Source organism: Luteitalea sp., from assembly GCA_009377605.1.
GTDB lineage: Bacteria > Acidobacteriota > Vicinamibacteria > Vicinamibacterales > Vicinamibacteraceae > WHTT01.
The window spans coordinates 23,006-36,833 of sequence record WHTT01000023.1 but is presented as its reverse complement, the minus strand read 5'-3'; the positions used below and the strand labels follow the sequence as shown (position 1 = coordinate 36,833).

Annotated in this window: 8 protein-coding genes; 2 read left to right on the top strand and 6 right to left on the bottom strand. The window is 63.0% G+C overall.

Features of this window, described 5'->3' with window-relative positions:
- The first annotated feature begins 29 nt into the window (after nt 1–29).
- Complete coding sequence (locus tag GEV06_09930) at nt 30–713, top strand: FCD domain-containing protein (protein MPZ18217.1); 684 nt, start codon at nt 30–32, stop codon at nt 711–713.
- 443 nt (nt 714–1,156) lie between these two features.
- Here GEV06_09930 and GEV06_09925 read toward each other — a convergent pair whose 3' ends face one another.
- The 6 genes from GEV06_09925 to GEV06_09900 form a co-directional block, all read right to left on the bottom strand.
- Nucleotides 1,157–1,633: a hypothetical protein gene (locus tag GEV06_09925; GenBank protein MPZ18216.1), complete on the bottom strand. Its 477-nt coding sequence runs from the start codon at nt 1,631–1,633 to the stop codon at nt 1,157–1,159.
- 32 nt (nt 1,634–1,665) lie between these two features.
- Nucleotides 1,666–3,450: a hypothetical protein gene (locus tag GEV06_09920; protein MPZ18215.1), complete on the bottom strand. Its 1,785-nt coding sequence runs from the start codon at nt 3,448–3,450 to the stop codon at nt 1,666–1,668.
- A gap of 726 nt (nt 3,451–4,176) precedes the next feature.
- Complete coding sequence (locus GEV06_09915; GenBank protein MPZ18214.1) at nt 4,177–5,673, bottom strand: response regulator; 1,497 nt, start codon at nt 5,671–5,673, stop codon at nt 4,177–4,179.
- A gap of 136 nt (nt 5,674–5,809) precedes the next feature.
- Entirely contained in the window at nt 5,810–8,794 is a 2,985-nt protein-coding gene (locus GEV06_09910) for a PAS domain-containing protein (protein MPZ18213.1), read from the bottom strand.
- A gap of 239 nt (nt 8,795–9,033) precedes the next feature.
- Nucleotides 9,034–10,977 (bottom strand): TonB-dependent receptor, encoded by a 1,944-nt coding sequence (locus GEV06_09905; protein MPZ18212.1) that lies wholly within the window; start codon nt 10,975–10,977, stop codon nt 9,034–9,036.
- Between the two features lie 83 nt (nt 10,978–11,060).
- The gene (locus GEV06_09900) at nt 11,061–12,260 is read right to left on the bottom strand and encodes a hypothetical protein (GenBank protein MPZ18211.1); all 1,200 of its coding nucleotides are present in this window, start codon (nt 12,258–12,260) and stop codon (nt 11,061–11,063) included.
- 266 nt (nt 12,261–12,526) lie between these two features.
- Between GEV06_09900 and glgC the strand changes: the two genes are divergently transcribed.
- Nucleotides 12,527–13,816: a glucose-1-phosphate adenylyltransferase gene (glgC, locus tag GEV06_09895; GenBank protein MPZ18210.1), complete on the top strand. Its 1,290-nt coding sequence runs from the start codon at nt 12,527–12,529 to the stop codon at nt 13,814–13,816.
- Nucleotides 13,817–13,828: the final 12 nt, after the last annotated feature.

Sequence of the window (13,828 nt, the reverse complement as noted above, 5' to 3'; positions counted from 1 at the left end):
ATTACAATTCAGGATCTGCGGCATTACACATGGCGGCCGTGCCCACACTTCCCAAGCTCGATCGTGCCCGCGCGTCGGATTCGGTGTTCGAGGTGATCCGCGAGAGGATCCTCACCCGCGTCTTTCGCCCGGGCCAGCGTCTCGACGTCCGGGCCTTGGCGCACCAGCTCGGCGTGAGTGCCACACCAGTCAAAGACGCCGTGAACCGCCTGGCCGCCGAGGGTCTCATCGAGATCCGTCCGCGCAGCGGCACATTTGTCGCGGGCCTCACGCCGGAGGCGGTCGCCGAGATCTTCCAAATCCGCCGGGCCCTGGAGTGCCTGGCGGCTGAGACGATCGGCGCCCGCCTCACGCCTGGCCTGCTCGCCCGCTTCACCGCGATCGTCGAGGCGCTCGATCGGCCCGTGGCGACCGATCGCGATCGCCTGCAACACGAACGGCACAACGTCGAGCTACACACGCTGCTCGTGGAAGCCTCGGGCAATCGGCGACTCGCCGAGCTCTATCGCAATCAGAATGCGCACCTGACCATTGCGCGCATTCACTTGCGCCGGCGGCCGGACGAGCCCCGGCTCGTCGAAGAGCGGCGCGAGCACCGCGCCATCCTGGAGGCGATCGAAGCCCGGGACACGGCTCGTCTCGTGTCACTGCTGGATCGTCACATTCGGCGTGCGGGACAAGCGCTCGTGGAAGATCTGCGGCAGGCTCAGTAGCGCTGCGAGGAGTTAAGGGTCCGGACTATCTACGAGAACATAGAGCTGCGATATACCGACAGACCCAATCGAGCTATGACGGCCTTCGGACGCTCGGGGGCCACGGACGCGGAGCGCGTCGCTCGAACACCCGGTTCCGCCGGCCGGAAAAACGCCTCTCCGGCGGCTTGTCACAGCAGGCGTGGGGCCCCCGAGTACCCCACGCCGGACTCGGCGCCTCCGAGGCGTTTTTCAAACTATCGCGTGCCGGCCGGCTCCACAGGGTGTTCTCCGCGACGCGCTCCGCGTCCGGGCCGCCCACCTCTCGGCACTTCACCCCTCTCATGAGGCGTAGTCTTGTTAAGCTCATTGCGTGGTCGCGGTCTCTGCTTACACCCCTGGTCGACTGTAAGCAGATTACGGTACTCTGAAAGTGCGCCCAGTCGCCTTTGGGGACCTGCGGGCTACACCTCGACATCTAGGCCGGCCACGAAGGCCGGATTGATGGCGTAGACTAGGCCTGACTCCTTCAACCTCTGCCGAACAGCGAGCAGGCGGTGCAAGTCGTAGCTGACCGAATAGATGTAGGTCACCTCTCCGTCCAATCTGACCAAGCCCAGCACTCCGTACCACAAGAGGATCTCAAGAAACGCGTCTCTCTCTTGCTCTGACCCGCTAACCTTCGACAGAATGGCCTCCACGTCCGAAGACGGCATGCGCTCCTTGCTGCCGATGAATTCGTAGAGAACATTCTCGGCCTCAACCAGCACGTCTCTGATCTCCAGCCCGATCTCAGCCAAAAGATCCGCAGAGAATGCCGCTACGCCTTTCCTGAAGTCCGACTCTTCAATGCGCTCGTGCCGAAGATTGATTGCTACGCTTCGGCAATGATTGAGCAAGTCCAGTAGAGCCCGAGGCCTCATCAGGCATCGCTCGATCACGTATTGAGAACTCTCCTCTCCGGCGACATGGCTCACCGCCAGCGAGCGCCAGATGTCCTCGAACGCTTGATTCTCGTCGAACCCATTAAAGACGAAACGGCGCCTGAGCAACTCACGCAGAAGATCCGCATCCGTCCAGTCCAAGGCGACCTTCGTGTCCTTGCCCTGTCTGGCGTCTGCTGAACGAGAAGCTCGTATACGTCGTTTCGCAGGAACACGAGCGTCCTACACGCGACCTCGTGGCGCTCAAGCTGCCTTTCAATCTTTCGTGTCGCTTCCAAGAGAGCCCGAATGATAACGAGGTCCTCGCCTTGGATACCATGAGCCGGCCAGCCCTTGTCTATGTTGTCAAATAGCAACCATAGCGAATCCTTCAGTTGCAAATAGCGCTCGACCTGCTCCCTGAGCGCCCTCACGTCATGGACATAGAGCAATTCAGTAAGCTGACCCTCAGACAGCCGTACATGAGCATCGCTTCCGTATTTGGCTTTGAATTCCGACCCAATGCGCTCCAGCAATACCGATAGACGTTCAGAGAAATCTCCTTCGCCTACGTAGAGATCGGAATCATAGGCACCCGCGAGAGAGCGATACGGCTCAAACAGTCGCGGATCACGAGTGTGAGGGACTCGGTCCTTTTCAAGGATCTTGTAGCAAATCTCAAGCAGCAGCAGGTACTCCCAGAACGCCGTGACCGTATGCTCCAGGGTGCCAGACGTCATGAGCCTGAGTACGTCCTCCTTGAACTTCAAGAGCTTGTAGCCCTCTGGCTTGAGATCCAGAACGATGTTGCCCTTGGCAGACCGAATGCGATCCCTCACGCGATGGAAAATAGCCGATTTACCTGACCCCTTACGCCCAACGACAACTCGCACGTCTCCGCGCAGGGCGCGCTGGTATGCGTTGATCTCAAGGTAGTACTCCGCGAGGTCGCGTAGTTCATTCTCAGCTGACGACGCTCCAAGGTTCACCTTCTCCAGAAGGTTCCTGGGCACTCGGACCGGCGATTCAACGGAAACCTGAAAGGCTTCGGTTACCCTCGTCGCAAACTCTGCTACTGATTCGTCAATCTGGTCGGGATGGTAGAACGCAACAACGAGGTCTCTGTAGTCGATAGGCACTGGCTCATCCCCGTTCTGCAATAGCAGAGTGACTCTCCCCATCCCATGGGACAAGCCAGCGAGGAAAGCGCTTCGAAGGTTGTGAACGCGGGCGTCGGCAACCGTGTTGGGAACAAAGTGAACCAAGATGCCAAACGACTGTGCGACCTGACGAATCGCATCGGGACCAGACAAGCGCGGCTGTTCATTCGGGTCGAAGCTCCGGAAGCCCAAACGGGCCTTCTTTACTCTGGCGATAATACGTGTCGCCGGATCGGTCTTGAACTTCGCGTCGGTGACGTACACTGGCGCCTTGCGATTCAGCTCAGCTGGAGGCAATCTGATAGGCTTGGCTTCAGGTATGGCCCGGAAGATCGCGGAGAGGTCTGACGAGTTCTCGTAAGTCCGGTAACCGAGGGTATCGAAGACACCGACCTCGCCAATAGTGGGCCCAGCGTCCTGAATTGCTGCATTTCGTACGAGGACCAGGGGTTTCTCAAGGCCGATCGCGTACCCAATCTCGTAGGTCACGTTGAAGTTGAGAACCGTCACATCTGCAAGGAAGTGTGTTGAACTTGCTATCGCGCCGAGGACCTCCGTTCCAACGAAGCGACCGGCTATGTCAGTCTCTATCCAAGTCTTGATCGTGGACAGGCCTGAGCGGTCCTGGATCTGTCGAACTGCTGCTTCGATCGTGTCGCCAATGGCTCGCGGCATCGAAGCATGCGCAACAAAGGTTTCACCATTGCCCATCTGCGCACTCTCGCGACTAACAATCTACGCGTCACGCTCGACGAGGGCCCGGATGCGGACGGAGCGCGGACGTTACAAAGCGGAGCAATTATGTCACGTCCGCGCGTTGTGATTCTGTGTGAGACGGGCGTCCACTCGTCATCCGCGTAGGCAGATTTCACGCTGCCGCCCACGAGGGCTCCTCCATCATGTGGTCGATCTCTCGTACCAAGTTGCCGAAGTTTCTCCCCTCGCCGCACACTGCACCACTGTGGGTGTCGCGCAGTCAACCCGAAGCGTACGTTCACACGGGCGACGTTGTGCACGGCGGCAGCGGTGCCGGCACCGCCATCGCCTCCAGCTCGGGCACTGCCCAGGCACCATGAAGGACGGCCGGCAGCCTTGTGGCCGTGCAATCAGCACGGTCCCAATCAGCGTGGGAGCTGTCGTGAGGTGGGCGCCGGGGACGCGGCACGCGTCGCGGAGAACACCCTGTGGAGCCGGCCGTCACGCGATAGTCTGAAAAACACCTCGGAGGCGCCGAGTCCGGCGTGGGGTACTCGGGGGCCCCACGCCTGCTGTGACAAGCCGCCGGAGAGGTGTTTTTCCGGCCGGCGGAACCGGGTGTTCGAGCGACGCGGGCCGCGTCCCACGGCCCCGGAAAGCGCTGAACCCAGTGAGCAGCGAGCGCAAAGTACAGGGCGGAACTTGTTAGTCCTCACGTGACTCGCCGACCGCGGCGGGCACCTGTCCTGCGGACTCTTCCACGCCCGCCTCTTCCTCAGCCACCGAGACGCGGCCACCATCGTCTGCGCCAGCTCTCTTGCGGCGTGGCCGGATGTCGTATCGCTTGATCATCTCGTTGAGCGTCGTCGGCTTGATGTGCAGGAGCTCCGCCGCCTTCTTCTGGACGCCACCGGCGGCCTCGAGCGTCGCCTCGATGAGCTGCCGCTCGAAGTTGCCGGTCACCTCTTTGAACGAGATGCCGTCGGGCGGCACGACGATGGAAGGAAGCTGGAAGCGGCGCTGGCCCTTGACCTGATCCGGAATGAGCTCGGGTCCAATCCGGTCACCTGAGCCCAGGACGACCGCCCGCTCGACGACGTTCTCCAACTCCCGCACGTTGCCGGGCCAGCCGTACTCCATCAGCAGGTCCAGTGCGTCCGGTGCGAGCTCGATATCCTTGCGGTTGTTCTCCTCGCCGTACTTCTCCAGAAAGTGCTGCACCAGCAGCGGGATGTCCTCCTTGCGCTCGCGGAGAGGAGGAAGCGCCACGGCGATGACGTGCAGTCGGTAGTAGAGATCTTCTCGAAACTTCCCCTCCTCTGTCAACTGCTGCAGGTCGACGTTGGTCGCCGCGATGATGCGCACATCGACCTTGATCGTTTCCACGCCGCCGAGGCGCATGAACTCGCGCTCTTGCATCACACGCAGCAGCTTGGCCTGCGTGTCGACGGGCACGGTGCCGATCTCATCGAAGAAGATGCTCCCCTTGTCGGCAATCTCGAACAGCCCCTTCTTGGGCGCGATCGCCCCCGTGAACGCCCCCTTGACGTGACCGAAGAGGTTCGACTCCAGCAGGTCGGGCGGCAGGTTACCGGAGTTCACGGTGACAAACGACCTCTCGGCGCGCGTGGAGTGCGTATGCAGGGCTCGTGCGATCAGCTCCTTGCCTGTGCCACTCTCTCCGCACACGAGGACCGTCGAACGGCTCGGTGCGACCTGGATGACGAGGTTGAACACCTCTCGCATCTTCCCGCTCCGGCCGATGATGCTGTCGAATTTGATCGCGCCGTGCTGGAGGCTCTGTTTGAGCGCGCGGTTCTCGTTGACGAGGCGCCGGCGCTCGACCGCGTTACGGAGGACCACGAGCACTTCGTCGTTCTTGAACGGCTTGGAGATGTAGTCGAACGCGCCCCGCTTCATTGCCGCGATGGCGGTCTCGACCGAGGCAAAAGCCGTCAGCATCAGCACTGGGAGCTCCTCATCGATCCTCTTGAGCTCTTCCAGGGTGCTGATGCCATCGAGGCCAGGCATCATGATGTCGACGATGGCCGCATCGAACGGCATCGAGCGGGCAATCTCGAGGCCCTCCGATCCGCTCGCGGCAAGACGTACCTGGTACCCCTCACGCGTTAGAAGCGTTTCGAGCACCTCACGCATCACCTCTTCATCGTCAACAACCAGGACAGTTCCGTGCTGCTTCATGTTCTTTTCAAGGGTAAAGGCCGAAGGGACCAAGGGCTGAAGGGATTCAGGGGTTCAAGCGACGGCGGCGCCCAACATCCGCAGTCTCCCTTGATCCCTCAATCCCTTTATCCTATCCCTTTACCCCTTGATCCCTTTACCCTTCGCTCCGCCTCGCTCCCAAAGCTGAGGCTCTCGGAAACGTCAGCGTGAACCTCGTGCCCTGATCGGGCCGCGCCTCACACGTTATCGTACCGTCATGGTCATGCACGATGCCGTACGTAATGGAGAGGCCGAGACCGGTTCCCTCGCCGATTGGCTTCGTCGTGAAGAAGGGGTCGTAGATTCGTGAGAGATGCTCGCTCGGGATCCCGCTGCCGGTGTCGGCGATCTCGATGGTGACGTCGGCGTCGCTGCTGCGTGTCGCCACCGAGAGCCAGCCCCCCTTGGGCATGGCGTCGCGCGCGTTGAGGAACAGATTGAGAAAGACCTGTTGCAGCTTGTGCTCCACGGCCCTGATAACCGGCTGATTGGCGTCGAAGGCTTTGCGCACCTGCACCCGGCTGGTTCGGAACTGGTGCTCGACCAGCGAGAGCACGTCATTGATGACCAGATGCACGTCGATGGGCGCCGCATCGACTTGCGCCGGTCGAGCCAGGTTCAGCAGACCATTCACGATCTTGGCTGCGCGGAACGTCTGGCGCTCGATCTTCTCGAGAAGGCGTCTCTTGGGATCCGAAGGCGCCGACTGCTCCAGGAGCATCTGGGTGAAGCTCGAGATACCGGTGAGCGGCGTGTTCACCTCGTGGGCGACGCCGGCGGCGAGCAAACCCAGCGACGCCATCTTCTCCGAGATCTGGAGCTGCTCTTCGAGCTGGACCCGCTGTGTCGTGTCCTCGATGATGAGAATCGTGCCAGCGGTCTCGCCGTCGGGGGTGCGTAAAGGCGCCATGGCCGCATTGACGAGCAGTGTCCGCGGCTGGTCGGGATGACGCGACGCCAGCGGCACACGATACGCAATCGCGCCTGGTCCTCCCCCCTGCTGCGCGCGGCTGACCGTGTCGAGAAACGCCGAGTCGAACAGCTCGTCCAGCGGCCGGCCGATGGCTGCCTCCGCGCTCGATCCGTAGAGCCGCTCCATCGCCACATTCCAACGCACGACGCGGTTGTCGAGGTCGGTCACCAGAAGACCGTCCTGCAGGGACCGCAGCACGTTCTCGTTGAAGCCGTGCAAGCGGTCGAGCTCACGCGCCTTCTCGTGCAACTGATGATAGAGGCGGCCGTTCTCGATGGCGGTCGCCACTTGGCCCGCCACGGCCGAGAGCAGGGTCATGTCCTCGCTGCTCAAGGGCTCACCGGTCGGCCGAGCGCCGAGGGCCATGACCGCGATGAGCCCCTCCTTCGAGTGACAAGGCACGAAGTAGTGGACACCCTGCTCACGCCAGCTCCGCACCTCGTCGGCGCTGAAGCGGCGCGCGGTCAAGAGCTCGTCGAGGGCGACGGTGTGTCCGGCGGCGAGCCACTCGCCAATGCCGGACTCGCGCGGCAATCGCACCAGCTCGTCGCCAAACCCGCGTTGGTGAATGGCGGCCAGCGCGCCCGGCTGCTCCGAGAGCGGCGTCGACAGAAGCGCCATTCGATCGACGTCCAGCGTCTCCATGACGCGATGGACGAGACGCTCGCTCAGCCGATGGATGTCGAGATCGCGATTGAGGTCGCGGGCAAAGCCAATCAGCGCGCGCCGGTAGTCGTAGCGATCGCGGTAATGCGCCTTGTCGAGCGCGGTTTGAATGGCGTTCTTCACGATGGGCGCAAGCAGGACGACCACCAGCGTGGCGAGGATGGCAATGACCGAGTTGGTCGGCTGCGAGCCACCGAGGAGCACTTCGCTGGCTAGCTTCAAGAGCACCGCGTAGATTGCCGCAATCGCCGCAATGGCCGTGGCGTACACGACCGTGCGCTTGATGATGACCTCGACATCCATCAGGCGGTAGCGCACCACCGCCGATGCAAAAGCCAGCGGGACCAGCGCCAGCGGGATAGCGAGCAGCCCGAGCTGCCCCCACGGCTCGAAGCCCAACATCCACGGTAGGCCGTAGCCGGCGATGAATGGCAGCGCCCCGAGCGTCGTGCCCCAGACGATCCAGCGAAGCTGCCGACGCGCCGTCACGGATCGCATCCGCCGCAGCGCGTGCACCATGATGGCGAGCCCGGCAATGAGTCCCACAGCCAGGTACACCATCTCCAAGCGATCGATCTGCTCGAGCAGCCGCGAAAAGGTCTCGCCGTTCACCTCTGAGAGGAAGAGCGCTGCGCGCGCGCCGCCCAGCAACACCGCCGGTGCATAGAGAAGCGGAACGAGTGCGCGCCCAGCCGCCGTGCGCACCCAGGCGCTCGGCCGCTCTGGGAAGACCAGCGCGAAGTGCATGAAGAGCGGCGGCAACGCCAGCATGGCGACCACGTCTGCCCAGTAGTAGACCCAGTCGAGCCGATCGAGCTGGCCCGTATAGGAGAAGGCGCAAATGCCAAAGAAGGCGATGGTGAGCCAGAAGAAGTGGAGCGTGGCCTGATGGTGAGGCCGCTGCAGTCGAATGGAACAGCCGACGAGCAGCGTGAAGATACCAACCGCGGCGAACGGAAAGTACACCGACCGGTGACCAGCCGGCGCCGGGGCGAGCTCGATCTCCTGAATGCTCGGGCCGCTAGCGCGACGAATCTGATATCGAAGCCGCGTGCCCCGCGTGCTTCCGTGCTGCCAGTTGAAAACCTGCTCGGCATTCTCGACAGGCTGGTCATTGATGGCCAGCAACATGTCGCCGGACCGCAGGCCGGCGCGCGCGCCGGCGCTATCGGCGGCCACCTCGATCGCCACGACACCGTCGGAACGCCCCTCCCAGAGCACACCATCCTCGACCGCCCGCAAGGTCGCCTGAGCGAAGAAGTTGCTCACGGCCAGCGCCAGCAGGGCGGCCACCACGAGGACAGCCAACGTGCCATGGACCCAGGGGCCGAACCGCCCGCGAAGCGTCGCCGAGGTGTGCGAGAGACGGTCCAACATGGAGGAAACACGCACCAGCAGACCGCCAAACACCCAGGGAAGCGGTCGAGTTGTGGGGCGTGTTACCAGGGAAGCAAAGGACATACCACGGTCCGCTCTGGCTGCGGCCGCTCGGGACCTTTAGACGCGGGCGTTTCCAGGCGCCAATCCCGATGGATGCAGAGGCGGCTCCAAGAATCGAGTATGGAATGTCCAAGAATTTGAATCAAGGAGAGTTATGGCTGACGGGGTGGCAGATGATGGGGTGACAGGCTGGTAGGGCGCGCTCGCCATGAGCGAGCCTGACGGCTCGCCGAAGGCGGGCCGTCAGACGAGTCGAATGGTCAGAATCGCACCAGCAGCCCGCCCACCATACGCTTCGGCGGGCCGACCACCAGCAGCTCGTCGTAGAGAGAGGCGCCGGGGACGCTTTCGCGGAACAGGTTCCGCACCGAGACCAGCGCTTCCCAACGCGTGTGGCCCGTGGTGAGAAACGGGAGGTGCTGTGTGACCTGCACATCGAAGCGATACGCAACGCCGGGTGCTGCATCCGGCACGTTACGGTCGGTGAACGCGGTGTTGATCTTGTAGACGGCGACGACGTTCGTCTGGGTGCGAGCGACGTCGGTGGCAACGGTGGCGGTCACGTCGTGAATGCGCTCATGGGCGAGACGTACGGCGTCGGGCGCCCACAGGAGCAGCAGCGCTTTGTCACCAACGCTTTCCCACTCGGCCGTTGCCACCGAGTACTCGACCTCGCCGCGCACCGGGCCTGCCACGGGCCGCGCAACGCTGAACGCCCAACCGCCGGCAGTGAGATTGCCGGCGTTGGCCACGCGATAGTGTCCAAGGTCAGCGTCGATGGGCTCGGGCGAGTCGCTGGAGTTGAACAAGGCGACGAGCTGGTTGTCGATCGCCTGCTCGAAGCGACGCACGCCGACCACGAAGGAGGCCACCTCTCGTTCGATGCCGAGCTCGATGTGCCGTGTGCGCTCGACGCTGAAGTTGTCGTCGGCGCCCAGCGGCGCAAACGTGCGTTGTGGCGGCAGAACGAAGCTGGTCATGCCGCGCGGCTCGAACTCCTCGGCTCCAGGCGCCAGCATCTGCTGCGAGACTGCGGCTCGAACCCACGTATCGGCCATCGGCGAGAAGACGAAGGCTGCAGTTGGACTGAGCAGGCCTTCCCGATCGAGGTAGTCGTGCCAGGCGTAGCGGGCGCCGTAAGTGAACATCGCCCGACGCGAGAGCATCCAGCGGTCGACGGCGTGCACCACACCGACGCTGCGACTCTGCTCGTCGATTGCGAGAAGCGCGGCAGGCGTGTCCTCGTCGTACTGCTGTGCGCTGAACGAGGCGCCGAGGTTGAGCGCGTGGCCGCTGGATGGCGCGCGCGTGTACGCGCCGGCGAGGATCCAGGAGGAAATGTCGCCGTTGGTGAGCGCCCCCTGCACTTCCCATCGGCCGTTCTGGCCGATCGGCGCACCAAGCGTGCCGTACGCAACGCCGCGCGGCGTGTTCTCGGCCGTCAGCCAGTCGAACGGACCGTCGCCAGCGAAGTGGCTTGCCGTCAGCAGACGGAACTGACCGGACAGCGAGGCGTCGTTTGCGAACAGCCCCGTGTTCCCCAGCGACGCTCCCGGCATGCGGCGCAACAGTGAGGCCCGCTCGACGAGCCAGGATGGGTCGTCGAGGCTGGTGCCGGCGACGACCACGTCACCCTCGGCACTGCGCAACACAGACCGCCTGGTGTGACGTAAGCGCCACGCGCGCGCGCTGTCGTCAGGCGTCTCGGCTTCTGCGTCATTGGCCGATGGCTCGACTGCCTTCGGCTGTGTCGTGTTCCCACCAAACCCCGCTGTGAGCAGCGACCGCGGTTGCGCTGTGACTGCCACGCCGGTGAGCGGGGCGAGCTGGAAGACTTCCCGCACTGGAGTCGAGGGTCGGACCTCGATCCGTCCACGCAGAGACGCCGCGTAGCCAGGCAGCTGAGCGCGCAGGAGATAGATGCCAACAGGAACAGCCGAGAAGGAGAATCGCCCTAATGGGTCGCTGAGCGTGAAGAGGGCGTCCGGCCCAAATGCCGATATCGCCACGCCAGAGAGCGGGGAGCCCCGGTCGTCTGTGACAACCCCTTCGATCCGGCCCGAGGTGAGCGTCGCCGTGCGAAGCGACAAGATCGACACCTCGCCCGACCTCGCCACGCGGGCGACCGGCTGCGCGCCGCCCGGGATCGCCGAGCTCAACACACCGACCATCACTGCCGCGACGAGGACGGGCGGACGAGTCATCGAAACCCCCCTCTTTCCCCCGGACCCTAGGTCCGGGCGACAGGGTGCAGCCCTGAGCCTCGGTCCGGGACTGCCTCCTTATTCTACGACGCCGCGACCTTGAACGGGGCATCCCGCGTGAGGGACTTCCCGCTGATATTGTCCGTCACCTTGATGACGAGTCGGAAATCGCCGTCCTTCTTGAGATCCGACACCGCAAAGCTCAAGCTTACAGCGAGCCGATCGGCGCTCTGATCCACGGTCGATGCGTCGTACGTTTGAGGCTCCAGCTTCACGAATTCCTTCTCGGCCTCTCCTTGTTTTTCGAAGAGCTGATACTCGACCGTCACGTCCGGCTTTTGATTGGGGTCCGTGCCAAAGTTGTAGACGAACAGCACGAGGTTGACCTCGTCTCCCTGCGTGAACAGGCCGTCCGCGGCGATGCTGAGCCGCGCCCGGCCGAGAGTGTAGGGATTTTCGTGCCGTTCTTGCGGGGTGGGCTCGTTGGGCAACTCCTCCATGTTCTTGGCGAGTAACACAGAGCTCGTGGTGAGGTCGCCGCCAAGGAAGTCCGGGACGTCTAGCGCCTGCTTCACGACAATGGCTTGGAACGGCTTGGACGCGTCACCAGCCCGCTCACGCAGCGCGACATAGAGATCGTATGAACCGGTTGGGAGCAGGGCATAACCGCTCAGGACGCTTGGCTCGTTCGGCCCGAGTTGCTTCGCCGTCGCGACGTAATAATCCTCGAAGGGGAACTTCGTCTCGCCGGCATCTTCGCCGGCTTGATCCTCGCTCCGTTCCTGTTTCTGCTCTGTCGCTTGTTGTCCAGCGGCGCTCGCCTCGCTACCGCCTGGTGCCTGTCGCGCCTTCGCAACGGCCCGCACATACACCGCTACCGCAGGCGAGGGAATCGCCTGCGAATCGAGCGTGAGCTGAAACGGCACGTAAACTTGATTGTCCGGGAAGCCCACGAAGTCGGTCGTGAGCGTCGGGTCGGACGGTGCCGTGGTGGCGCTTGGTGGTTGCTTGCCGCTCGGATCGACATTCCAGGCCGACGCGCCGGCAGTCTCGCTCTTCATGGCCTCGCTGACCAGCGCGTAGAGCGGCTTGACCTGCTCGACGACCGCTTTGTCCGGCTCTGCGGCCTCTGGTGGTTGTTGCTGCTCTGGCGGTTTCTCTTGTGCCGGCTGGGCGCCGGTCTGAGGCTGGGCGGTGTTCTGGGCCGCGGCAGACAGGGCCACCATGGCCCACATCAGGCTGGACACCCAGAGCGTTCGAACGAGCCTCGCCAACGACAGCATGAATCTTCCTCCAACCGCCGAAATCGGCTCATCATATCGGTCGCTCGACGAAGGTTCAAGGTTCAAGTTCGAGGTTCGAGATAAGAGGGGCAAGGCTCGAGGTTCGAGGTCCCCGTAACCAGCTGGCCTTGAGCCGTTTACGTTGAATTTTCAATCGAGAATCTTGCCCTCGCACCTCGCACGCTGCGCCTCGAACCTTGAACCTTTTCACCGTGATATCATCCGCCTGATTCGCGGCTCCTTTCCGCCGCTGGCCCCACGCCCTTATGCAGGACAACACGCTCGTCATCGTGCTCGCGGGAGGTGTCGGGGAACGCCTCTATCCGTTGACCAGAGAGCGCGCGAAGCCTGCTGTCTACTTTGGGGGCCCTTACCGCATCATCGACTTCACGCTGAGCAACTGCGTGAATGCGGGCTTTCGCCGGATCTTCATCGCCACGCAGTACAAGAGCCTCTCGCTCAACCGCCACATTCGGATGGGTTGGGGCGTCGTGTCGGAAGAGCTCGGAGAGTTCGTCGAGATCATTCCCCCCCAGAAACGCGTGAGCGAGAACTGGTATCTCGGCACCGCGGACGCGGTCTACCAGAACCTGTATTCGATCGAGCGCGAGGCGCCCCAGCATGTCATCGTGCTGTCGGGCGACCACGTCTACAAGATGGACTATGCGAAGATGCTGCGTTTTCACCGCGAAAAGGGCGCCGCACTGACGCTGGCCGCGATCGAGGTGGACGTGGCAGATGCGTCGCGCTTTGGCATACTCCGGGTGGATGAGACCGAGCGGGTCGTCGGCTTTCTCGAGAAGCCAAAGGACCTGGCGCCTGCACCCGGCTCCGGTGGCGCCCTGGCCTCGATGGGCGTTTATGTCTTCGACGCGGACGTGATGGTGCGCGCGCTGGAGGAGGACGCCGCACGGTCGACGGCACACGATTTTGGCAAGAACGTGATTCCGGCGCTCATCGAACAGGTGCCGGTCTATGTGTATCGCTTCTACGACGAGAACAAGAAGGCGGCAAAATACTGGCGGGATATCGGCACGCTGGACGCCTACTACGAGGCCAGCATGGATCTGTGTCAGGTGAATCCGGAGTTCAACCTGTACGATCCCGAATGGCCGATTCGCACCTATCAAATGCAAGCGCCGCCGGCAAAGTTCGTCTTCGCGGAGGAGGGCAAACGCTGCGGGCAGGCACTCGACTCGGTCATCTCGAACGGCGTCATCATTTCCGGCAGTCGCGTCGACCGCAGCGTGCTCTGCCCGAACGTGCGGGTCCATAGCTTCTGTCACATCCAAGAAAGTATTTTGATGCCTGGCGTACGGGTTGGCCGGCACGCACGCATCCGGCGCGCCATCATCGACCGCGACGTGTTCATTCCGCGTGGCGCCAGCATCGGCCACGACCTCGAGGAGGACGCCAAGCGCCACACCGTGACCGAAACGGGCGTCGTCGTCGTCACCGCCGACGATGAGCCCCGCGTGGTATCACCTCCTGCGGAGGCGCTTGCGATCGAAGAGGAAGCCGATCGCAGGGCGGGGCTAGAGGTCGGAGGCAGGTAGAAATTAGTGGCT